Annotated in this window: 16 protein-coding genes and 1 pseudogene; 6 read left to right on the top strand and 11 right to left on the bottom strand. The window is 70.0% G+C overall.

What is annotated here, in order from left to right:
- Positions 1-45 precede the first annotated feature (45 nt).
- From ABZ370_RS05200 to ABZ370_RS05175, 6 genes are all read right to left on the bottom strand, one after another.
- Positions 46-1,932 (bottom strand): glycoside hydrolase family 9 protein, encoded by a 1,887-nt coding sequence (locus ABZ370_RS05200; protein ID WP_358616657.1) that lies wholly within the window; start codon positions 1,930-1,932, stop codon positions 46-48.
- 131 nt (positions 1,933-2,063) lie between these two features.
- A complete protein-coding gene (locus ABZ370_RS05195; protein ID WP_358616654.1) occupies positions 2,064-4,115 on the bottom strand; it encodes a glycoside hydrolase in 2,052 nt (683 codons plus the stop codon).
- Between the two features lie 29 nt (positions 4,116-4,144).
- Positions 4,145-6,214, bottom strand: coding sequence for a beta-galactosidase (locus ABZ370_RS05190; protein ID WP_358616651.1), 2,070 nt, complete (start codon positions 6,212-6,214; stop codon positions 4,145-4,147).
- Between the two features lie 45 nt (positions 6,215-6,259).
- Complete coding sequence (locus ABZ370_RS05185) at positions 6,260-7,600, bottom strand: sugar ABC transporter substrate-binding protein (protein WP_358616649.1); 1,341 nt, start codon at positions 7,598-7,600, stop codon at positions 6,260-6,262.
- 74 nt (positions 7,601-7,674) lie between these two features.
- A complete protein-coding gene (locus tag ABZ370_RS05180; RefSeq protein ID WP_358616646.1) occupies positions 7,675-8,622 on the bottom strand; it encodes a carbohydrate ABC transporter permease in 948 nt (315 codons plus the stop codon).
- A gap of 4 nt (positions 8,623-8,626) precedes the next feature.
- Positions 8,627-9,553 carry a sugar ABC transporter permease gene (locus tag ABZ370_RS05175; RefSeq protein ID WP_358616644.1) on the bottom strand — a complete coding sequence of 309 codons (927 nt, stop codon included), beginning with the start codon at positions 9,551-9,553 and terminating at the stop codon, positions 8,627-8,629.
- Positions 9,554-9,746: 193 nt separating this feature from the next.
- On the opposite strand from ABZ370_RS05175, the gene ABZ370_RS05170 reads away from it, so the two are divergent.
- Positions 9,747-10,829: a LacI family DNA-binding transcriptional regulator gene (locus tag ABZ370_RS05170; RefSeq protein ID WP_358616641.1), complete on the top strand. Its 1,083-nt coding sequence runs from the start codon at positions 9,747-9,749 to the stop codon at positions 10,827-10,829.
- Positions 10,830-10,892: 63 nt separating this feature from the next.
- Here the strand turns inward: ABZ370_RS05170 and ABZ370_RS05165 are convergent, their stop codons facing one another.
- Positions 10,893-12,488, bottom strand: a complete 1,596-nt coding sequence (locus tag ABZ370_RS05165; protein WP_358616638.1) for a cation acetate symporter — start codon at positions 12,486-12,488, stop codon at positions 10,893-10,895.
- Positions 12,485-12,883 (bottom strand): DUF485 domain-containing protein, encoded by a 399-nt coding sequence (locus ABZ370_RS05160; RefSeq protein ID WP_358616636.1) that lies wholly within the window; start codon positions 12,881-12,883, stop codon positions 12,485-12,487. The genes ABZ370_RS05165 and ABZ370_RS05160 overlap by 4 nt, the downstream gene beginning before the upstream one ends.
- A 568-nt stretch (positions 12,884-13,451) precedes the next feature.
- Between ABZ370_RS05160 and ABZ370_RS05155 the strand changes: the two are divergent.
- From ABZ370_RS05155 to ABZ370_RS05135, 5 genes and pseudogenes are all read left to right on the top strand, one after another.
- Positions 13,452-14,768: pseudogene (locus tag ABZ370_RS05155) on the top strand (OFA family MFS transporter); the annotation flags it as partial.
- 350 nt (positions 14,769-15,118) lie between these two features.
- Positions 15,119-15,268: a hypothetical protein gene (locus tag ABZ370_RS05150; protein WP_358617461.1), complete on the top strand. Its 150-nt coding sequence runs from the start codon at positions 15,119-15,121 to the stop codon at positions 15,266-15,268.
- 270 nt (positions 15,269-15,538) lie between these two features.
- Positions 15,539-18,382 carry a nitrate- and nitrite sensing domain-containing protein gene (locus ABZ370_RS05145; RefSeq protein WP_358616633.1) on the top strand — a complete coding sequence of 948 codons (2,844 nt, stop codon included), beginning with the start codon at positions 15,539-15,541 and terminating at the stop codon, positions 18,380-18,382.
- Between the two features lie 32 nt (positions 18,383-18,414).
- Positions 18,415-18,858, top strand: coding sequence for a roadblock/LC7 domain-containing protein (locus ABZ370_RS05140; protein ID WP_358616630.1), 444 nt, complete (start codon positions 18,415-18,417; stop codon positions 18,856-18,858).
- A gap of 7 nt (positions 18,859-18,865) precedes the next feature.
- Positions 18,866-19,480, top strand: coding sequence for a DUF742 domain-containing protein (locus ABZ370_RS05135; protein ID WP_358616628.1), 615 nt, complete (start codon positions 18,866-18,868; stop codon positions 19,478-19,480).
- On the opposite strand, the gene ABZ370_RS05130 is transcribed toward ABZ370_RS05135, so the two are convergent.
- The 3 genes from ABZ370_RS05130 to ABZ370_RS05120 all read right to left on the bottom strand — a co-directional run bounded on the left by ABZ370_RS05130 (position 19,477) and on the right by ABZ370_RS05120 (position 23,269).
- Positions 19,477-20,850, bottom strand: coding sequence for a DUF6351 family protein (locus ABZ370_RS05130; protein ID WP_358616625.1), 1,374 nt, complete (start codon positions 20,848-20,850; stop codon positions 19,477-19,479). The two genes, ABZ370_RS05135 and ABZ370_RS05130, sit on opposite strands and share 4 nt — an antisense overlap.
- Entirely contained in the window at positions 20,847-22,268 is a 1,422-nt protein-coding gene (locus tag ABZ370_RS05125; RefSeq protein ID WP_358616622.1) for an MFS transporter, read from the bottom strand. Before ABZ370_RS05125 ends, ABZ370_RS05130 begins: the two co-directional genes overlap by 4 nt.
- A gap of 179 nt (positions 22,269-22,447) precedes the next feature.
- Positions 22,448-23,269 (bottom strand): PaaX family transcriptional regulator C-terminal domain-containing protein, encoded by an 822-nt coding sequence (locus ABZ370_RS05120; RefSeq protein ID WP_358616619.1) that lies wholly within the window; start codon positions 23,267-23,269, stop codon positions 22,448-22,450.
- Between the last annotated feature and the right edge of the window lie 113 nt (positions 23,270-23,382).

Below are 23,382 nucleotides of genomic sequence, written 5' to 3'. Positions count from 1 at the left end.
GCTAAGGGCGAGGACGCCGCGCCGCCATGAACAGATGCCACAGGGTCAGCGCCGCTGGTCAGACATATGCTCAACGTCGGCGAGGTAGGAGGAGACCCAGGCCAGCGGCGCGTTCCAGTTGATGGTGATCTCGTTCGTGGAGAACGCCATGATGTCGTCGACGTAGCACATCGCCGGGGCGCAGCCCTTGAGCTTCTTGCGGGCGACCGGGTCCTGCAGTCCGGAGTTCGGGCCCCCGGCCAGTGAACCGCGCGCCGGGCTGGGCAGCTTGTGGTCGAGCTGGTGTGCCCAGAAGCGGTGGTGCTGGCGGTGGGAGTTCCGTTCGCCGTAGCCCGTGACGTAGGACTGATCGAGCGGGTTGCCGCCCAGCAGGTAGTCCATGCCGCGCAGCACGGCGTCGCGGTAGCGGGCCTTGCCGGTCAGCTCGTCGGCGGTGGCGAGCACGATCATGTTGTTCAGCACCTGGCTGTTGGAGCCCCACTCGTACTTGCCGCCCTTGGGCGCGTACGGCACACCGTAGGCCGACTTCTCGGAATCGGAGGCGTAGGTGTCGGCGGCCTTGGTCACCGTGGCGCGCACGGCGGCGCGCTGCTCGTGGGTGAGCTTGCTGGGGACGGTGGCCAGGTCGAGCGCGCCGAGGCCCGCGGTGGCCGACCAGGACAGGCCGCCGCCGCGCGGGAAGAGCGCGTCGGTGTCGCCGTGCAGCGGTGAGTGGAGGAGCGCCGTGCGGTAGGTGTCCTCCCCGGTGGTGAGGAACAGCTCGGCGGCGGCCCAGTAGAACTCGTCGCCGACGTGGCGGTCGCCGTAGGCACCGCCTCCGACCGAGTCCTTGTCGCTCGCGAACATCTTCGGATGCTTCTTGGCGGCGGCCCAGGCGGTCCGGGCCGAGTCCAGGCAGCGGGCGGCGAAGTGCGGGTCGTAGGGCTTGAAGAGGCGGGCGCACTGCGCGGCGGTGGCCGCCAGATTGAGGGTGGCCGCGGTGGACGGCGGGCGCAGCACGCGGGGCTGCTCGTCCTGGTCCGGGCGGGTCGGGAACCCGGTCCAGCGTTTGTCGTGCACCTTATGGAACGCCATGCCCGCGTACGGCTTGCCCCGGGGCACCTGCATGCGCAGCAGGAAGTCCATCTCCCAGCGCGCCTCGTCGAGGATGTCCGGGACGCCGTTGCCGCGTTCGGGCACCCGCAGCTTGCCGTCACTCAGCGCGTCGCCGCCGGCACCCCGGGTGGTGCGGGTGCGTTCGTAGGCGGACATCAGCTGGGCGACGGAGATACCGCCATTGACGACGTATTTGCCCTGGTCACCGGCGTCGTACCAGCCGCCGGAGACATTCCGCCGGTAGTCGGACCCGTGCCACCGGAAGGGGACGTCGGTGTCGCCGCGGTGCGGAGCGGCCTTGTCGTGGCCCGCGGGGCGGGCGTACCGGGCGCCGACGAGATCCTTGTCGATCTTGATGCCGCTGCGGTTGTTGTAGAAGTAGGCCAGCGCGTCGGTGCGCAGCGAGTCGTACAGGTGGTCACCGATGGTGAACGGCTCGCTCTTCTTCCCGTCGATGGTGATGGTGTAGCCCTCGCCCGCGTCGGTGACCTCGCTGAAGTCGAAGGTCTGGACGCGCTGCCGGGAGCTGGGGTCGACGCCCGCGGGGGTGGTGACGCCCGAGGCACGCTTCGTGCCGTCGGCGGTCTTGAGTGTCCACGTCAAGGGCCGGGTGGCGCCGGTCACCACGGTGCCCTTCTTGGGGCCGTGGGTGAGGTAGCCGACCTGGTTCACCCGCACCGGCGAGCCGGTGTCGGCGTGCGGGCCGGGCTTCTCGGCACCCGGCCGGGCCCGGTGGTCCACGGCCCCGGCGGCGGGGGCGGCCAGGGCGCCCAGGGCCAGGCTCGCGGCGAGCGCCGTGCCCAGCATGCGTGCGTATCGTTCGACGTGCTGTGCCATGCCTCAGAGCCTAGAAAGAGGGCCTGACCTGGCGCTTCGTACGCTTAGTCGAAATCTGGCTACGCATATCGACCGATGCCCGTCTACCTCAATTGAGGTAGACGGGCATCGGCGTCGTCACGTCACACCGGTCAGGTCAGATCGGAGACCTTCCAGCGCTGGTTCGCGCCGGAATTCGGGGTGTACGTGGTGACGGCGGCGCCGTCGTGGGTGGCCTGGCCGCCGACCTCCAGCAGTCGGCCGGTGGCCGCGTTGACCAGGGTCCAGGTGCAGTCACCGGTCGTCGACATGATCCACTGGGTGGCCTTGTCCCGCTTCCCGCGATCCGGCTCCAGTACCGGGGCGCCGTCGCGGACGGCCATCCGCTTGCCTTCCGCCGGGTTGGTGAACACATACCGCTGCCGGTTGCCGGTGTCGCCGCTGATCTGGCGCAGCCGCCACTTCTGTCCGGTGGCGGCCGGGTCCGTGCCCGCGGCCTTGATGACGAGCTTGCTCCCGTCGTCCGCGACGGTGAGCGCCTTGCCGCTCTGGACACCGGTCAGCTGGTACGTGTGGCCCTTCCGCAGCTCGGCGGCGTCCTTGGCCACCCCGGACACGCCCTTGACCAGGAAGGTCGTCACGGACTGGGCGGGGGCGGTGAAGGTGGCCTTCTTGTCGGTCACCTCGATGGCGTCCTGCCGCTCCAGCTTGCCCTCGGCGCTGGTCACCACGGGGGTGACGGTGGCGTGGCGGCCGACCTTGCCGAACTTGGACAGGTCGAGGGTGACCGTACGGTCCGCGGCGGCGCTGTTGACGTGGACGACGGTGGCCGCGTCGCCCTTCCTGGAGACGGCGGCGGCGCTGGAGGTGTCGTCGGTCTTGATGAGCCGGTCGCCGGGCTTGATGTAGTGGGTGAAGTTGCGGGCCGTGTCGAACTTGGTGTTCGTACGGATGGGGCAGGTGTCGAGGGTGTCCTTGGAGGTGCAGCTGAAGGGGAGCTGGATGGAGCCCCAGTTGCCGCCCTTGCCCGACTCGCCGCCGGGCTTCATGTTGTCGTAGTCCTCGACGGGCTGCCAGAACACCCAGGCCTTGGGCTCCAGTTCACGCAGGTCGTCGACCATCTGCCGGGCGAGGCCGAGGCCGGGCCGCATGTCGGTGAAGCTCTGGCCGTCGCCCCAGTCGCCCTCGACCTCGCTCATCCACAGCGGCTTGTCCGCCGCCTTGGCGAGGTCGCGCACGCTGGTGCGGCCGCCGGTGCCATAGGTGTGGACGTTCATCTGGCCGACGAGGTCGCGCACCGCTTGCGGGTAGGTGTTCCAGTTCTGCGTGAAGATGGAGGGGTTGGTCTCGTCCATCGCGGAGATCTTCGCGCCGGTCCGCGCCTTCTTCAGGGCGGGGGCCAGTGCGCCGATCACCTTCTGCTGGACCTCCGGGCCGATGTGCGCGCCCTCCTGGCGGCCGCCGACCGGCTCGCCGTCGGCTCCCAGCTGGGTGCCCCAGTAGTTGGTGTTCGGTTCGTTGAACGGGTCGACGGTGTCGACCTTGATGCCGTGTGCCTTCTCCAGCCGCTTGGTGGCGCCCGCCATATAGGCGGCGAAGTCGTCGACGGAGTCGGGCCTCAGCTGCTCGTCGGCGGCGTTGAAGGCACCGGAGACATAGCCGCTGTTGGTCATGAACCAGGGCGGCGAGTTGCTGAACGTCTCCCAGTGGTCGATGTCGTCCTTGATGCGGTCGATCCACCAGCGCTGGGTGGCGTCGGCGCCGGGGTTCCAGTCGGCCGGGTCGTCCGCGTTCCACCAGTCGGTGTCCTCGCGCGTGGTGCCCGCCGGGGCCTTCCACCAGCCCTCGACCGCTCCCCCGGCGCGGAGGTAGTCCTTGACGTCGGGGGCGTTGCCGCCGCCGATGTTGTAGCGGGCGATGTTGAGGGCGAGGCCGCTGTCCCCGAAGAGGAGCCTGGCCAGCTTCTCGCGTATCTCCTTGGGGTAGTCGCCGGTGGCATTGGCGAACCAGACCAGGCTGGTGCCCCAGCCCTCGAAGCTCTCCGCCTTGTACGAGGGGTCGGGCGAGACGGTGACGGCGTCGGCCGTCGCCGCCGCCGGGGCCTGCGCGGTCACCGGTGGCGCGGTGATCAGGGCGGCCCCGGTGGCCAGAGCGGTGACTCCGATGGTGCCCAGAAGTCGTCGTGTGCGGGTACGGCGTGCCAACGTGTGCTCCCAACTCGTATGCGGACGATTCAGGTCGCGGGCTGTCGCAGTACGGCGACACCCCTGGGGGCCAGGACGAGCGCTCCGTCGCCCCCGGCACCGCCGGTCAGGGGTTCCCCGGCGAGTCCGGTCAGCGGCACCGTCGCGTCGGTGCGGTTGACCAGGAACAGATAGCGGCTGCCGCCGCCGCGGCGCACGGCCAGCTCGACGCTTCCCCGTGCGCCGTCCGGCAGTTCACTGCCGACACCGGCGGGCGCGAGCAGCCCCGGCAGCAGTCCGGCGAGGCCGTCCGCGCCCAGCCGGGTGGAGACGTACGCGGCCGATCCCCCGCCCACCGCGCGGCGGGTGACGGCGGGGCGCCCGGCGTACGTCCCGCTCCGGTACTGGGCCAGCACCTCCACGCCGGGGTCGGTGACGGTGATCCGGTCGGTCCACAGGGTGCCGGTGGCCCTGCCGTCGGACGCGGCCCCGGTGAGGGCGTCGATCTCGACCGTTTCGCCGTCGAGCAGCGGGCCGAACTCCTCGATGCGGATACCGAGCAGCTCGCCCAGGGCGCCCGGGTAGCCGCCCAGCCAGATGTGGTCGTTCTCGTCCACGACACCGGAGAAGTAGGTGGCGATCAGGTGGCCGCCCTGCTCCGCGTACCGGGTGAGTTCCTTGGCCAGCGCCGCGGGGACCATGTGCAGCACCGGCGCGATCAGCACCTCGTACCGGTCGAGCCCGTCCTGTGCGGTGATGACGTCGGCGCGGATGCCGAGGGCGAGGAGCGCGGAGTACCAGTCGAGCGCTTCCTGCCGGTAGTCCAGGCGCGAGGTCGGGTGGGAGTCCTGTTCGCTCGCCCACCACGACTCCCAGTCGAAGACGATCCCGACCCGGGCCGGTTCGCGTTCGGTCCCCGCCACCGGGGCGAGGGTGCGCAGGGTCCGGCCGAGGTCGGCCACCGCGCGGAAGACCTCGCTGTCCTCCCCGGCGTGCGGCACCATCGCCGAGTGGTACTTCTCGGCCCCGGCCGCCGACTGCCGCCACTGGAAGTAGCACACGGCGTCGGCGCCGTGCGCGACGTGCAGCAGCGCGTCCCGGGCCAGCTCGCCCGGCCGCTTGGCCACGTTGACCGGCTGCCAGTTCACGGCGCTGGTGGAGTGCTCCATCAGGAACCAGGGGCGGTGGCCGGAGATGCCGCTGACGAGGTTCGCGGAGAAGGACAGCTCGTCGCGGTCCTGTGGGCCGGGGTGGACGTAGTGGTCGTTGGAGACGAAGTCGATCTCACCGGCCCAGTCGGCGTAGTTCATCCCCTTGGTGCCGCCCGTCACCATGAAGTTGGTGGTGACCGGGACCCCGGGGGTGACCTCGCGCAGGACGTCCCGCTCGGCGCGCAGATGCTCCTTCAGCGCGTCGGAGGAGAAGCGCTTGAAGTCCAGCTGCTGGGTGGGGTTCGGGTGGGAGGCGGCCAGCCGGGGCGGCAGGATCTGCTCCCAGGCGCTGTACCGCTGGGACCAGAACGCGGTGCCCCAGGCGTGGTTGAGAGCGTCCAGGGTGGTGTAGCGGGCGCGCAGCCAGTCGCGGAAGGCGCGGGCGGCGTCGTCGGAGTAGTCGTAGATGTTGTGGCAGCCCAGCTCGTTGGAGACATGCCAGGCCACCAGGGCGGGATGACCCGCGTACCGCTCGGCCAGCTTCCGCACCAGGCGCAGCGCGTGGGTGCGGAAGACGGGCGAGGTGGGGCGCCAGTGCTGCCGCGCCCCCGGCCACACCGTCTCACCGGAGGCGGTCACCGGGAGGATCTCCGGGTGCGCGGTGGTGAGCCAGGGCGGCGGGGACGCGGTGGCGGTGGCCAGGTCGACCCCGACGCCGCCGGTGTGCAGCAGGTCCATGACCTCGTCGAGCCAGCCGAAGTCCCACTCGTCCTGGGCCGGCTGGAGGCGGGCCCAGGAGAAGATCCCCACGGAGACGATGGTGACACCGGCCTCGCGCATCAGCCGGATGTCGTCCTCCCACACCTCACGCGGCCACTGCTCGGGGTTGTAGTCCGCGCCGTAGCCGAGGCGTGGGGTGGGGTCACCGTCCGGCCCATCCGGAGACTGGGACTGGAGGGTGGAGATCATGGTGGTCCTTCCGGTGAACCGTACGGGGCGGCGCGGCGTGCTGGGTTACTTCTGGACGGTGAAGCCCTGCTCTTCCCCGTACTTGACGGAGGCGTCCTGCCAGGCCTTCAGGCCGTCGGCCAGCTTGGTCCTGGAGACGTAGGCCTTGCCGACGGTGTCGTTGAAGATGTTGTTGGCGTAGACCTGGTAGGGCAGGTACGACCAGCCCCGGCCGACGTTCGCGGCCGACTCGGCGAAGATCTTGTTGGCCTTCTGCCCGCCGAAGTACGGGAACGCGGTGTTCTGGAACGCGTCGGATTCGAGGTCCGCGGTGGTCGCCGGGAAGGCGCCCTCCTTGACGCGGGTCTGCACACCCTTGCCCGCGTTCGCGTACTCGGCGAAGGCGTAGGCGAGTTCCTTGTGCTTGCCCAGGGTGGGCAGCGCCAGGGAGCTGCCGCCGTTCTCCGCGGTGGTCTTGTCCCCGGCCTTCCACTGCGGCAGCGGTGCCACGCGCCAGTCGCCGGAGGCGTCCTTCACGCCCGAGACGAAGTTGGCGGGCATCCAGGCGCCGCTGTTCAGGGTGGCTATGGTGCCGTCGCCGAGGCCCTTGTACCAGTCGTCGGTCCAGCCGGTGATGGGCGCGACCAGCTTGTCGTCGAGGAGCTTCTGCCAGGTGTCGGTGTACTTCTTGGCGCCCGCGTCCGAGAAGTCGATCTTCACCTTGGTGCCGTCGACCTGGTACGGGCGGGAACCGGCCTGCCACAGCATGCTGGTGGCGGTGCCGCCCTCTCCCGTGTCAGCGGTGATGTACGCCTTGGGGTCGGCCTTGTGCAGATCGCGGGCGGTCTTGACGTACTCGTCCCAGGTGGTCGGCACCTTGAGCTTGTACTTGTCGAAGACCTTCTTGTTGTAGAACATCGCCATCGGGCCGGAGTCCATGGGCAGGGCGTAGACGTCCTTGCCGGACTTCACGGAGTTCCACGGGCCCGGGGAGTACTTGTCGGCGAGCTTGTCGGCGCCGTACGGGGCCAGCTTGTCGAGGGCCTTGGTCAGGGCGTACTCGCCCAGCGCGTAGTACTCGATCTGCGCGACGTCGGGGACGCCCTTCTTCGCGGCGATGGCGTTCTGCAGGGCCTTGTACTGGTCCTTGTTGGTGCCCGCGTTGATCAAGTCGACCTTGACGGCGGGGTGTTCCCTCTCGAAGTCGTCGGCGACCTTCTTGAGCGTGGGCTCCCAGGCCCACACCTTCAGGGTGCCGCCCTTCTTCAGGGCCGCGTCGATGTCCTTGGCGGACACCGGCTTCTGTTCGGCGGCGCTGTCGTCGGAGCCACCGCAGGCGGTTGCCCCCAGGGTGAGGGCGGAGACCAGGGCGATGCCGCGCAGCAGGCGGCGAGCGTTCATGGGCATGGGCGTGCTTTCCACTTCTTCGTGGTGCGGGACTTCTTCGTGGTGCGGGACGGTGGGGCTGTTCCTTGACGGGGCTATTCCTTGACGCTTCCGGCGGCGAGCCCGGACTGCCAGTACTTCTGCAGCAGGAGGAACGCGGCGATCAGCGGCACGATGGTGATCAGGGAGCCGGTGACGACGAGGTTGAAGACGGCCTCGCCACCGGCGGTCGCGGCCTGGGCGTTCCAGCTGTTGAGGCCCAGCGTCAGCGGATACCAGTCCGGGTCCTTCAGCATGATCAGCGGAAGGAAGTAGTTGTTCCAGGTGGCGACCACCGTGAACAGCAGCACGGTCACGATGCCGGGGGCGAGCAGCGGCAGGACGACCTGGAAGAAGGTGCGCACCTCGCTCGCCCCGTCGATGCGGGCGGCCTCCAGCAGTTCTTCGGGTACGGCCTCGGTGGCGAAGACCCACATCAGATACAGGCCGAACGGCGAGATGAGGGACGGGATGATCACCGCCCAGGGGGTGTCGGTCAGCCCCATCTCGCTGAACATCAGGAAGGTGGGGACGGCCAGCGCGGTGCCGGGCACCGCCACCGCGCCGATGATGACGGCGAAGACGGCGCGCTTGCCCGGGAAGGTGAACTTCGCCAGGGCGTAACCGCCCAGGACCGCCAGCAGTGTGGCGCCACCGGCCCCGACCACCACGTACAGCACGGTGTTCAGCAGCCAGCGGGTGAAGACACCGTCGTTGTAGGTGAACGTCTCACTGATGTTGTCCCACAGCGCGAAGTCGTCGCTGAACCACAGCCCGAACGACCGGGCGAGTCCCTCCTGGGTCTTGGTGGCGCTGATGACCAGCCAGGCCAGCGGCACCAGCGAGTACAGCAGGACCAGCCCGGTGAGGACGGTCAGCAGCACGCTGCGGCGCGGGCGGCGGCCTTCGGTGCGCTTGCGCGGCCCGCGCAGCCGGGGCGCGGAGCCCTGGGCGCCGGACGTGGCGGGGGCGGGCCGGGAGGCGGTGGTGACCGGGGTGCTCATCGCTTCACGCTCCCTTGCGCATGCCGCGCAGCTGGACGACGTAGGCGATGACCATGGTGATGAGCCCCATGATGATGGCGACCGTCGCGGAGTAGTTGTGCTGCTGGCCGGAGAAGGACAGCGAGTACGTGTAGAAGTTCGGGGTGTAGTCGGTGGTGATGGAGTTGGGCGCCAGCTTCTGCAGGATGTTCGGCTCGTTGAACAGCTGGAAGGTGCCGATGATCGAGAAGATCGTGGCGATGACCAGGGCGCCGCGGATCGCCGGGAGTTTGATGGCGGTGATGACGCGGAGCTGCCCGGCGCCGTCGATCTCCGCGGCCTCGTACAGAGAGTGCGGGATGACGCGCAGCGCGGAGTAGAAGATCAGCATGTTGTAGCCGACGAACTCCCAGGTGACGATGTTGCCGATGGACGTCAGCACCAGTTCGGGCGACAGCGGGTTCGGCAGCGACACCCCGAGGGCGTCGTTGATGTCGTTCACCAGGCCGAAGCGGTTGCCGTACATGAAGCCCCACATGAGGGTGGCGACGACGGCGGGCACCGCGTACGGCAGGAAGATCGAGATCCGGAAGAAGTCGCGTCCGTAGAGCCGCCCGCTGTCCAGGGCGAGGGCGACGAGCAGGGCGATGCCCAGCATGATCGGCACCTGCACCAGCAGGAACAGCGACACCCGGGTCAGCGACTCCCAGAACCTGTCGTCCTGCAGGGCCTGTTGGTAGTTGTCCAGGCCGACGAACGTGGTGCCGCCGATGAGCTGGTCGCGGAAGAGGCTGAGGTAGATCGAATAGACGATCGGGGCCAGGAAGACAAAGGCGAAGACCACCACGAAGGGGCCGATGAACCCCCACCCCGACCAGGAGCGGCGGTCCCGCTTCGCCGGAGGCGGGGCCGGTCGCCGGGGCACGGCGGCGGGGGGTTGCAGCGTCGTCATGTCGTTCCTCGCTCGTCCATCACGGAACCGGCGCCATGCGCCGTCGCGATGTTTGCGTAAACATTTCGGCGCTCAAGGAGACCCGGAGGTGTTATGTTTACGTAAACATCTGATGGCGGAATGTCTACACTGCCCCAATGACGGTGGTCAAGAGCCGTCTGAGAAATCCGGGACGCGAACGGCGAGGGAGAAAGTGGAAGCAGCGGACAGCCCCTCGGCGGGCGGCCCCTCGACGGACGGTGGCACCCCCCGGACGCGGGCCGCCCGGCGCGCCCAGCGCGCGTCCATGGCGGACGTGGCCCGGCTCGCCGGTGTCTCCGCGCAGACCGTCTCCCGGGTCTCCAACGGCTTCCCCGGTGTCACCGAGGAGACGCGGCGGGAGGTGCAGGCCGCCATGAAGGAGCTCGGCTACCGGCCCAACAGCGCCGCCCGGGCGCTCAAGCGCGGCGAGTTCCGCACCATCGGCGTCATCACCTTCACCCTCTCCACCACGGGCAATGTGCGCACGCTGGAGGCGATCGCCACCTCCGCGGCGCACGAGGGCTACGCCGTCACCCTGCTGCCCGTCGCCGTCCCCACCCAGGACGAGGTGCGCGGCGCCTTCTCCCGGCTGGGCGAACTCGCCGTCGACGCCGTCATCGTCATCATGGAAGTCCACCTCCTCGACGCGGCGGCGCTCTCCCTGCCGCCCCACGTCCAGGTCGTCGTGGCCGACTCGGACGCCGGGGACCGCTACACGGTGGTCGACACCGACCAGGCGGGCGGCACCCGCGACGCGGTCGACCATCTGCTCGCCCTCGGCCACCGGACCGTATGGCATCTCGCCGGGCCCGAGGACTCCTTCGCGGCGCAGCGCCGCGCCGACGCCTGGCACGCCGCGCTCGTCGAGGCCGGACGGGTGCCGCCGCCGCTCGTACGGGGTGACTGGTCGGCCGAGTCCGGCTACCGGGCCGGGCTCGCGCTCGCCGCCGAGAACGGCTGCACGGCGGTGTTCGCCGCCAACGACCAGATGGCGCTGGGCCTGTTGCGGGCCCTGCACGAAAAGGGCCGGAAGGTGCCGGACGACGTCAGCGTCATCGGCTTCGACGACATCCCCGAGGCCGGGGAGTTCCGGCCGCCGCTGACCACCGTCCACCAGGACTTCGGCGAGGTCGGGCGCCGCTGCGTCGAGGGCGTTCTGCGGCAGATGCGGCAGAGCGCGCCGGGCCGCGGCACCACGCTCGTCCCCACCCGGCTCGTCCCCCGCAGCAGCACCGCGCCGCCGCCCTCGCGGTAGAAACGACCGAGGCCGGTACGGGGGTGTGCTCCCCGTACCGGCCTCGTCACGCGCGGGCTTCGGCTAGATCTTGGTGCCGATTCCGGTCAGCGACCGCACTTCCATCTCCGCCTGCTTGCCGGGGTCCGCCTGGTCCTTGCTCAGGACCGTGCCGAGGTATCCGAGGAGGAAGGAGAGCGGGATCGACACGATGCCGGGGTTGGTGAGCGGGAACCAGTGGAAGTCGACGCCCTTGAAGATGGCCGTCGAGGAACCCGAGATCGCCGGGGAGAAGATGATGAGGATGAGCCCCGACCCCAGACCGCCGTAGATGCTCCAGAGCGTCCCCGCCGTGTTGAACCGCTTCCAGTACAGCGTGTACAGGATGGTCGACAGGTTGGCGGACGCGGCGAGCGCCAGGGCCAGCGACACCAGGAAGGCGACGTTCTGGCCGCTGGTGACGATGCCGCCGACAATGGCCAGGACGCCGACCGCGATCGCGGTGAGCCGGGCGACCCGGATCTCGGACCGCGCGTCGGCCTTCCCCTCCCGCAGCACGTTGGCGTACACATCGTGCGCGAACGAGGCCGAAGCGGTCAGGGTCAGACCGGCCACCACCGCGAGGATCGTCGCGAAGGCCACCGCGGACACAATACCGAGGAGCACCGCGCCGCCGACCTTGAACGCGAGAAGCGGTGCCGCCGAGTTCTCCCCGCCGGGGGCCTCCAGGATCGCGTCCGGGCCGACCAGCGCGGCCGCGCCGTAGCCGACGACGAGAATCCCCAGGTAGAACAGGAACATCGACCAGGAGCACCACACCACCGACCGGCGCGCCTCCTTGGCGTTCGGCACGGTGTAGAAGCGCATCAGCACGTGCGGCAGGCTGGAGATGCCGAGGACCAGCGCCAGGGACAGCGAGACGAAGTCGAGCTTGTCCATCGCGCCGTCGCCGTACCAGCCGCCCGGTTCGAGCAGGCTCTCGCCCAACGGGCTGCGCTGCGCCGCCTGGTCGAGGATCGCCGAGAGGCTGAAGCCGAACTTGCCCACGATGAACACGCTCATGAAGGTCACGCAGAGCAGGAGCAGACCCGCCTTGATGATCTGCACCCAGGTGGTGCCCTTCATGCCGCCCACCAGGACGTAGAAGACCATCACCAGGCCGACGGCGGTGATGACGAGGGCCTGTCCGCCCTTGCTGTGCACGTTCAGCAGGAGGGCGATCAGCCCGCCGGCACCCGCCATCTGGGCGAGCATGTAGAAGAACGTGATCACCAGCGTGGCGTTGGCCGCCGCCGCGCGCACCGGGCGCTGCTTCATCCGGTAGGCCATCACATCACCCACGGTGAACCGGCCGGTGTTGCGCAGCCGTTCACCGACGAGCAGCAGGGCGACCAGCCAGGCGACGAGCCATCCCACGGAGTAGAGGAACCCGTCGTAGCCATGGACGGCGATCGCCCCGGAGATCCCGAGGAAGGACGCGGCGGAGAGGAAGTCGCCGGAGAGGGCGATGCCGTTCTGTACGCCGGTGAAGGCGCTGCCCGCGGCGTAGTAGTCGGCCGCCGTCTGGTTCCTGGTGGTGGCCTTGTAGACGATGAACAGCGTAATCAGGACGAAAACGACGAATACGCTGACGTTGATGACCGGGCTACCGGTCGCCTCTTCCGCGATCTGCAATGTCATTCCTTGTCGTCGACCCCCGCCAGCCCGCGCACCTTGTCCACCTGCGGGTCGATTTTCCTGTCGGCGAAGCGCCGGTACAGCAGGACGATCGCCATCGTCGTCACGAACTGCAGCAGGCCGAAGACGGTGCCCAGGTTGATCGAGCCGTACACCTTACGGCTCATGAAACCATGACCGTACGCCGAGAAGAGCGCGAACGTCATGTACCAGCAGAAGAAGAGCGCACTCATCGGGAAGACGAACCGGCGCAGCCTCTTGCGGAGCTGGTCGAATTCCGGACTGGCTTGGATCGCGGCGAAGTCGGGCTCACCGTTTTCATCGCCGTGGCCGGCAAAACCCTGTCCAGCGGCCCGCTCGGATGAATTGGGCGCGGGAGGTCGCACCGCTTTCGTCATGGCCCTCTCCCGGGAGTTTCGGGCAGGAGAATTCGTACGGATCTTCCTGCGGTGGATGGTGGGGAGGAGGAGCAACCCGCAGCCCCATGGCGGGGTCAGTGTAGTAAGGCGCCGGGCGCAGTCAACGCGCGGGGGAACTCCGGGGATGTCCGGCGGACGCCCCGTCCGGGGATGTACCGGGACCGCCCGATCCAGGTGACTCCATGCCACATATCCGGCAGTGAGTGGCTTGTGATCATCTGTCAGAACTTCTCGGGATGCGCACTTTTACCGATCCTTCCTCCTTTCGGTCCGTCTGACCTGGTGTCACGAGATGATGACGACCGCGACCCGCCTGACTTGCGGATATCCCGTGAACAAGGGATGTATGCGATGTGTCGATCTTGGTTGACCGCCCCAACTATGCGAACGTGTGGGAGGCTGCTCCACTGCGGGGCCCGTGACGACGTCCCGTCGTTGTTACCGCTGTTCAGGGTGCTCTACACTCGCCACCGCCCGAGACATGCTTTGGCGTCTCCAGAAATAGAGCCTGCGGCAATGGGTTCCCGAGGACGGAGGTAGGTAATCGGTGAGTTTTCTCGACCGCTCTCGTATTATCGCGGGGCCGGGGTGGAATCGATGGCTGATTCCTCCGGCGGCACTTGCGATTCACTTCTCCATTGGTCAGGCATACGCCTGGAGCGTCTTCAAGACGCCACTGGAGAAAGCACTAGATATTTCGGGGACGGCTAGCGCACTCCCCTTCCAGATCGCCATTCTCGTTCTCGGGCTCTCCGCCGCTTTCGGCGGAACGCTCGTCGAGCGGAAGGGGCCGCGATGGGCGATGTTCGTATCGCTCGTGACCTTTTCCTCGGGCTTCCTGGTCGCCTCGCTCGGCGTCGCCACCAGCCAGTACTGGCTGGTCATCTTCGGATACGGCGTCATCGGCGGAGTCGGCCTCGGCATTGGCTACATCTCGCCGGTGTCCACGCTGATGAAGTGGTTCCCGGACCGCCCGGGCATGGCCACCGGTACGGCGATCATGGGCTTCGGCGGCGGCGCGCTCATCGCCTCCCCCTGGTCGTCGCAGATGCTGTCCTCCTTCGGCAGCGACACCGGCGGCATCGCCAAGACCTTCCTGGTGCACGGCCTGGTCTACGCGGCGTTCATGACGCTCGGCGTCCTGCTCATCCGGGTGCCGGCCGACGACTGGCGTCCGGCGGGCTGGGTGCCCACCGAGGACACCGGCAAGCAGCTCGTCACGACCGCGAACGTCTCGGCGAAGAACGCGGTGAAGACCCCTCAGTTCTGGCTGCTGTGGATCGTGCTGTGCATGAACGTCACTGCAGGCATCGGAATCCTGCAGAAGGCAGCCCCGATGATCCAGGACTTCTTCCAGGACACCGACGGCCCGGTGAGCGCGACCGCCGCCGCCGGGTTCGTCGCCCTGCTGTCCCTGGCCAACATGACCGGTCGCTTCGTCTGGTCGTCGGTCTCCGACGCGATCGGCAGGAAGAACATCTACCGCCTGTACCTGGGCGCCGGTGCTCTGCTCTACCTGACGATCCTGCTCGGGAAGAACAGCAGCACCGTGCTGTTCGTGGTCGCGGCGATGGTGATCCTGTCGTTCTACGGCGGTGGCTTCGCGACCGTACCGGCCTACCTGAAGGACCTGTTCGGCACCTACCAGGTCGGTGCGATCCACGGTCGGCTGTTGACCGCCTGGTCGGTCGCCGGGGTCGCCGGGCCGATCATCGTGGACGCCGTCGCGGACGCCGGGAAGAAGTCCGGGGACACCGGGCCCGGCCTCTACGCCGTCTCCTTCTACCTCATGATCGGACTGCTCGTCATCGGCTTCGTCGCCAACGAGCTGGTACGGCCGGTGAACCCGAAGTTCCACGAGCCGGAGGCGGAGCCGGTGGCCGAGCCGGTGGCCTCGGGTGAGAAGGCCGCCCCGGGCGAGAAGGCGGAGAAGCCCGCGAAGGCTGAGCAGGCCGAGAAGGCTGAGAAGCCCGCCAAGGCCAAGCAGCCCGAGGAGCCCGTGAAGGCTGAACAGGCCGTGAAGGCTGAGAAGGCTGAGAAGGCTGAGAAGGCCAAGGTAGCCGCGAAGGCTGACGAAGCCGAGCAGGCCGAGGAAGCCGGAAAGGCCGAGCAGGCCGAGCAGGCTGAGCAGGCCGAGCAGGGCGAGCAGGGCGAGAAGGTCGAGAAGGGCGACGAGGGCGGCACCGACCGCATCCCCGCCGAGAGGGGCAACTGATGGCTCACGAGAACGAACCGTCACAGGGCGCGGGCGCTGCCGTGAAGTCTTCGCCCGTCCTGCTGGCCGTGGCGTGGCTGTGGGTGGGCATTCCCTTCGCGTACGGCCTCTATGAGCTCGCCCTGACGAGCCGCAAGCTGTTCGAGTAGAGGTGGGCGAGCCGGCACATCACCAGTCCGGCCGTGGGCGTTTCCGCCGCCCCCGGCCTGGCCGGTGTGCCGCCGGTCGTTCGACTTCCTCTTCAGGAGAAATCCCAGGAGAAAGCGCATCGTGATACATCGCTGTGGCCAAGCCGCTCTGGGCGCGGAGCGCGTCTCGTGACCCCGGGCAGGCATGCGGCCGAAGTTGTACGCGGCCCGGGCCTGTGGGCCACCCTCGTGCAATGGCGAAACTGGCGGCTGCCGGTGAAGATGGGCGCCGTGCTGGTTGTGCCCGCGCTGCTGGCCGTCGCCTTGGGCGTCGTCCAGATTCAGCGCGAAGTCGACCGCGCCGACTCGTACGCCGACATGCAGCGGCTGGTCAAGCTGCGCTCCGGGCTGATGCCTCTGCTGGGCAGCCTCCAAATGGAGCGGACCATGGCCGCCGGACAGCTGCGGGACGGGGCCGACGGCGGTTCCGCCGACATGCGGCGGCAGGCCCGGTCCACCGACCGCGCCCGGACCGTGCTCGTCGGCACCTCGCAGCAGGCACCCCAGCTCAGCGGTGCCGCGGGGAACCGCTACCAGGACGCGGTCAAGGCCCTGGACGGCCTGACCGACCTGCGTGGGCAGGTGAAGTCCGGCAGCATCAGCTCTTGGACCGCGGTGAACAAGTACCGCACCGTCATCAACAGTCTGCTGGACCTGGACCAGTCGCTGGGCAGCCGGTTCGCCGAGCCCAAGCTGACCGGACCGGCGTCCGCGCTGTACGACCTGGAGGCGGTCCAGGAGGAAGTCCACCTCCAGCATGTGACCCTCCTGGAGGCGATGAAGCCCGGGCGGCCCATGGACCTGAAGCTGGTCCGGGCGCTGGAGGAGTCCGACATCCGGCTGACGGACAAGCTCGGCGACTTCCAGGCCGTGGCCACGCCCGCGGAGCAGGAGATGTACCAGCGGACGGTCACCGGGAAGCTGGTGTCCCGGCGCTCGGATCTGGTGCGTACCGCGCTGTCCCAGTCCCAGTCGGACGGCGGCACCCAGCAGGGCGCCACCGCGCCGCGGGTCCCGGCCTCCCAGTGGAACCGCAGCTCGGTAACGACGGCGACCCTCCTGGGGAAGGTCGAGAAGAACCTCGCCCAGCAGCTGCGGGTGAACTCCGCCCAGCTGCAGGACCAGACCAGTAACCGGGCCGGTGCGTTCTCGGTGGCGCTGCTCGCGGTGCTGCTGCTCGCCTTCGCCATCGGTTTCGCGATCGCCCGGCATCTGCTGCGGTCGCTGACCCTCCTCCGCTCCACCGCGCTCGACGTGGCCGAGCACCGGCTCCCGGCCGCCGTCTCCAGCATCCGCGAGGGCGAGAAGGCGGACACCACCGTCAGCGCCGTGCCGGTGCACACGACGGAGGAGTTCGGGCAGCTGGCCCGGGCCTTCGACGCGGTGCACGGGCAGGCCGTGCGCCTGGCGTCGGAACAGGCCGCGCTGCGGGGCGACCTGAGGGACACCCTGGTCAACCTCTCCCGGCGCAGCCAGACCCTGGTGGACCGGCTCCTGCGTCTGATGGAGCAGCTCGAACGGCACGAAGAGGACCCGGACCAGCTGGCCAACCTCTTCCAGATGGACCACCTGGCGACCCGGATGCGGCGCAACAACGAGAACCTGATGGTTCTCTGCGGCAGCACGCTCGTCCGCTCGCACGGTAACCGCGTGCCGCTGGAGGACATCCTGCGGGCCGCGGTCTCCGAGATCGAGCACTACCGGCGCGCGGAGGTGCAGCCCTCCGCCTCCGTGGCGGTGACCGGCTACGCGGCCGGTGACCTGGCGCGGATCATCGCCGAACTGCTCGACAACGCCACCGCGTTCTCCCCGCCGGAGACCCAGGTGGTCATCAGCACCACGCCGCGCCGGGACGGTTCCGCCCTGATCGAGGTGCGGGACCAGGGCATCGGGATGAGCGGCGCCGAACTGGCCAAGGCGCACCGGCGACTGGAGGCGACGTCCTCCGAGGAGGCCTCGTCCTCCCGTCAGATGGGTCTGTTCGTCGTCGGCCGTCTGGCCGGGCGCCATGGCATCTCCGTGAACCTCAGCTCGGAGTGGGGCGCGGGTCTGCGGGCCGGGGTGCTCGTCCCGGCCAACCTCGTACCCCTGGAGTCCTCCGAGGAGGCTCCCCGAGGGGCCGCACCACGCCGCAACGGGCCGACGCCGACCGCCGCCAAGGCCTTCGAACCGGCGCGGCGACGGCCGGAGATCGGGCAGGCCGCGGCGGCCCCCGCCGCGTCGCGCGCGTCGTCCAACGGGACCCGCCCGGCGGCCCCCGCCGACTCCGGTACGCGGTCCCCGGGTTGGGGCGGCGCCCAGCCGGACCGCCCCGAAACCGGCGGAACCGCCGGGACCGGCGGAACCGGCGGAACCGGCACGGACCCCGCGCTGCCGCAGCGGCTGCCGCGTCGGACACCTGCCGGGGCCGACGGGACCGGCCGCCCCGGTCCGGGCGGCAAGGGCACACCGTCCCCGTCCCGTGACACGGCCCGTGACGGGGCCGAGCACGGCAGGACACCGGCGGACGGACAGCCCGCCCAGGCCGCTCAGCCCGCCCCGGACGCCCAGAGCGCCCGGCACCCCGGTCACGGTCTGGTGCCGCCGCAGCGGTCCGGTCCGCAGCAGGAGCGCGGGGCGGGTCCTGAGGAGAAGCGCGCCCCCGGCCCCTCGTGGTTCGCGCCCCCCTCGTCGGATGTCGGGCCACCGGCCCCGGCACCGGCGCCGGCGAGTGCCCGTCCGCAGGGCTCCCCGGGCCTCTTCACCCCGGCCGCCCAGCAGCCGGACCCCGCGCCGGGTCCCGGTGCGGCGCGTACCGGGGAGAACAGGACGGACCGGCTGGCCGAACGCCGCCCCGGCGGCCCCGCCCAGCCTTCCGCCGAGTCCTCGGAGGCCCCGGAGGAGGCCGACCGCACCCAGTCCGGACTGCCGAAGCGGACGCCGCGTACGCCCCGGCCCGGTGAGCATGCCGAGCCGCGAACCGCCCCCGGCAGGGCCCCCGGTAAGGCGAAGCCGAACCAGGACGCGGGCAGCACACACAGCTTCCTCAGCAACTACCAATCAGGCATCCGTCGGGCCCGTCCCGACGAGCGCTAAGATTCCATCGACGAACGGGCAGGAAAGAAGCCATGACCTCACCCCACCCGCGGGAGGTGAGCCAGTTCGGATGGCTGGTCACCAACTTCACCGAACGTGTTCCCAATGTGGCCCACGCCGTGGTGGTATCAGCCGACGGGATTCTGCTCACCGCCTCCAACCGGCTGGCGGGAGACTATGCCGAACACCTCGCCACCATCGCCGCGGGTGCCATCAGCCTGATCCAGGGCGCCGCGCGGTGTCTGGACACCGGCGAGGTGAAGAGCACTGTGATCCAGATGGAGTACGGACATATGCTGCTGATGTCCATCAAGGACGGCTCGTGCCTGGTGACACTGGCCGCGCCGGACTGCGAGATCGGCCAGGTGGCCTATGAGATGGCGGTGCTCGTGGACCAGGTCGGCGAAATGCTGACCCCCGAACTGCGCGCCGAGCTCCAGGGATTCCAGCAGACAGCAGCCCACCAGCCCGGATGAGGAGATCATGAGCACCGGTGAAGGCCCTTCCGGGCACACTCGGAGAGACCAGGGAGCGGAGGACGACCAGACCTTCGCCGACGTGCTCAACGCGTTCAGTTTCGGCAAGGCACGGCGGCCGCGGAAGAAGTCCGGTTCCGACTCCGGTTCCGGTCCGGAGACCGCGGCCCGCCCCCAGCCGGAGGACGCGCCGCCCCCCGCTCCCCCGGAGTCGTACCCGTACCCGCCGTCGCGGGACGAGCGGCAGGCGGAGTGGGAAGGCGAATACGAGCAGCAGCAGGGCTCGCCCTCGTTCGTCCGCGCCTACACGTGGACGGGTGGCCGCACCAGGTCCCAGTATCACTTCGAGCTGGAGACCCTGGTGACGACCACCGATCTGGGTCACCAGTCCGCCGGTTTCACCCACGCGGACCACATTCCCGTGATCTCGCTGTGCCAGGAGCCGAAATCGGTGGCCGAGGTGGCGGCCCGGCTCTCGGTGCCGCTGGGAGTGGCCAGGGTCCTGCTCAGCGACATGGCGGAGCGCGGGCTGATCGTCGTCCACCAGACCGGGACCGAGGACGGCGAGGTCCCGAGCGTGACGCTGATGGAGCGGGTGCTGACCGGACTTCGGCGACTCTAGGGCCGGTCCCCGTGTGCCAGGTCGTACGGGCGCGGATAGGCCGTGGGCCGGTAGGCGACGTACCGGGCCTCGGCGGCCGGATCTTCCGCCTCGGCGGCGGAGTTGAGCGTGTCCGGCGAGGTGTCCCAGCGGCCGGTGGCCAGACGCCGTTCCAGCGCGTGTACGGCGGCGAGTGACTCGCCGGTGCTGAACGTGCAGTGGCCGGGCCCGTCGACGTACGCCTGGCGCAGCAGCCCCGCCGATCCGCCCGCGGTGGCGGCCCGGCGGTAGGCGCTCTCGGCCTGTACGGGGATCAGCCCGTCGCCGGTGGTGTGGATGTTCAGCTGCGGGTGGTTCAGCCTGCCGGTGAAGGCGCTGGTGTGTCGCATCCAGGCCACGGCCTCGGGGTCGGCGGCGGTGCGCGGAGCGCGGTTCAGGGCCGTGAGGTCGTCGCGCAGCCTCAGCCCCGCCTTCCGGTACAGCTCGGTCACCTCCTTGTACACCGAGGACTGCCGCAGCATCGCCGGGTAGTCGACACCGGTGTTCCAGGACGGGTTGCCGCCCGCGCGGGACTCGGCCTCCTGCCGCCAGGAGAACGCGGCGGTCCGCAGCAGTCCGGCGACCGCCGCGTACTGGTTGGCCTGCTGTCCGGTCCAGTCGGCCGGTTCGGGCTTCGGCTGTGACGGGTCGTTGTGGCCGGGGATGTTGTGCAGGGCGGCGGCGAGCGCGATCCGGGCCCGGCCCTGCGGGGTCTGCTGGGCCGCTGTGAGCTTCCCCGTGAGCGCGTTCGCGGCGTCCTTGGCCTCCGTCTGGTCGGCGAAGCCGGTGAGGCGGATGCCGGAGTCCGGCGCGAGGAGGGTCTTCAGCGCGAAGACGGGGTCGAGGGTGCTGTTCCAGTTGGCGACCCCGCCCTGGACGAGTCCGCACATCGACAGCGATCCGTCGACGCGGCCGGGGTGGCGTTCGGCGATCGCGGTGGTGACGAACCCGCCGTACGACGTGCCCCAGGCGAGGGTCCGGCGGGCCGCGCCGAACCGCTGGGAGAACAGGTCCAGTGTGGCCAGTTGGTCGGGTACCGCCTCGGTCACGGCCCAGCCGGTGGTGGCGTACGAGGAGCCCGCCAGGGCGTATCCCTGGTCCAGGAGGCGGGCGCGGGCGGCGGAACTAGGGGCGTTCTGGGCGGGGTTGGGGCTGCCCTGCGGACTGTAGCCGTGGCTGAACAGCAGCAAGGTGCCGTTCCAGCGCGCGGGCATGTCCACCATGTACGCGGCCCCGGACGCCAGCCGGCCTTCCAGGTGTTCGCCCTCGGCGCTCGCGGCCTGCGCGGGCAGGGCGGTGGCGGCGAGCACGGCGGTCGCGGCGAGAGCGAGGGCGCGGGCGCGGGGCTTCACGGGCGGGCTCCTTCGGCAGCGGATACATCGGCGGAGGCGGAGGTGGCAGTGGCCGTGGCGGAGATGGCCGTGGTGCGGGCGTCGAGGGTGTCGGCGTGGGTCTCGCGCAGCCGCCACACGGTGAGCGCGGTGATGGCCGCGCCGCCGCACAGCAACAGCGAGAGCGGGGTGCTGCTGCCGTCGTTCGCCGCCAGCAGGCTGCTCGCGATCAACGGTGAGAAACCGGCCCCGACCAGGGTCGCGAGCTGGTAGCCGAGGGAGGCGCCGGTGTAGCGGACCCGGGTGCCGAACATCTCGCTGAGCAGGGCCCCGAGCGGTCCGTACATGGTGGACTGCGCCACGCCGTGACCCAGCGCCAGGGCCAGGATCAGCAGCCCGGGCGATCCGGAGTCGACGAGCGCCAGGACGGGGAAGGCCAGCGCGGCGGACGCGACGGCCCCGGCGAGCACGACCGGGCGGCGGCCCACCCGGTCGGACAGCGCGGAGGCGGCGGGCAGCGCGAAGAGCGCCACGCAGGAGGCGACGGTCACGGCGGTGAGCACTTGCGGCCGGGTGTACCCGTGGCGGACGGCGTAGGAGATCATGAAGCTGGTCAGCAGCACCTGCGCCGTGAACGCGCCGATGCCGACGCACCCCGCGAGCAGCAGCGGCCCCGGGCGGCGCAACACCTCGGCGAGCGGCGGCGTGTCCCGCGAGGGTTCGTCCCGCGAGGGCCCCTCCTGCGCCTGGGCCTCCGTGAACAGCGGGCTCTCCGCCACCCTCAGCCGTACGAACAGCCCGACGGCGAGCAGCACCACGCTCAGCAGGAACGGCACCCGCCAGCCCCAGGACCGGAACTCGTCGTCCGGCAGGGTCGAGACGACCGTGACCACGCCCGCCGAGAGCATCGAGCCGAGCGGGGCACCGAGCTGGGTGAAGCTCGACCACAGACCGCGGCGGTGCTCGGCACCCCCGGTGCGTTCGGCGTGCTCGACGACCATGAGCGTGGCGCCGCCCCACTCGCCGCCGATCGCGAGGCCCTGTACGACGCGCAGGGCGATCAGCAGCACCGGCGCCCAGACGCCGATCGCGTCGTAGGTCGGCAGGAGTCCGATGAGGAAGCTGCAACTGCCCATCAGGACCATCGTGAGCAGCAGCATCGACTTGCGGCCGAGCCGGTCGCCGAAGTGTCCGAAGACGATGCCGCCGAGGGGCCGCGCCAGGTATCCGGCGGCGAAGGTGCCGAACGCGGCAATGGTGCCGACGGCGGGGTCGGCGTCGGGGAAGAACAGTTCGCCGAAGACGAGCGCGGCGACCGTGCCGTAGACGAGGAAGTCGTAGAACTCGACCGCGGTGCCGAGCAGTCCGGACAGCGCGACGCGGCGCAACTGCCGGGAATCGGGGGGCGGCGGGGGAACGGGGACGGGGGCTGGCTGCACGGGGAGCTCCCTGGTGCCGTCGGGGATGTGCCGTCGGGGGTGGCATCGAGCCGGTGCCGGTATTCCCGCGAAGGTAGGCAGTTATCCAACTGCGGTCAATGTTCTGCACAACATTTGTCCGCGACGGACAGCCCCGGGCAGCGCTCAGCGCTGGAGGAAAATCGGGGAGCGGCCCCGGGTTATCGCACCGGCACCACGTCGAGCAGGCGCCGCGCCGCCGTCCGCGCCCCCGGCGTGAGGCGCTCGTGGACCGTGCGGAAGGTCTTCTCGGCCTGCTCGGCGGGCCAGTCCTCGGGCAGGTGCCGGACCGGGAGCCGCGGGTCCTGCCGGATGATGCGCAGCCACTCGGTGGACAGCCGCAACCGTGCCACCAGCGAGGCGTCGTCCCCGGCGGACGTGTGCTCCTGCGGCTGCCAGCGGCGTACGAACTCCTCGTACCGCCCGGCCAGCGCGGGCAGCTCCCAGGTCTCCTCGATCATCGCGCCGATGTCCATGCCCGCGTCGGCGTGCGCACGGAAGACCTTCACATGCGCGGCCAGGCCCAGCTCCACGAGGATCGGGTCCACGTCGACCTCGCCCTGCGCGATCCACAGCCCGCTGAACAGCGGCCCGAAGCCGCTCCAGGTCAGCTGCGCACGCAGGTCGTGGCGCTGGCGCTGCCAGGACTCGGGCAGCGAGAAGCCGAGCAGGGTCCAGGTGCCGTCCCAGTTCCGGTTGACGGCGCCGGTCTGCCAGATGCGGCACTCGCCGTCCCGCAGCACCGCCTCCGAGCGCTCGGTGAGCCCGAAGTACATGCGCCTGCCCTCACGCTGCCGCCGCAGCAGACCGCGCCCCACCATGCGGGTGAGCGTCGAGCGGGTCGCGTGTTCGCCGACACCGGCACGGCCGAAGAGGTCGATGACGCTCCCCGAGTACACGCACACGTCCCGGCCCAGCACCCAGTCGCCCAGGAAGGTGAGCATCAGCGACTGGGGCCGGGGTGCGGCATCAGCAGTGGTCACGAAGCCAACGGTACGCGCACCCGGCGGGGCGGCGGCGGCGCGTCGGGGGGCCGAGGCGTCGAAACTTTCGCTCGGGCCGAGCGGGCCGCACACCGTTGACGCACCGGGGCCCC

The organism is Streptomyces sp. NPDC005962 (assembly GCF_040629205.1).
Lineage (GTDB): Bacteria > Actinomycetota > Actinomycetes > Streptomycetales > Streptomycetaceae > Streptomyces.
The sequence above is the reverse complement of the archived record's forward strand: the minus strand, read 5'-3'. Positions and strand labels throughout refer to the sequence as shown.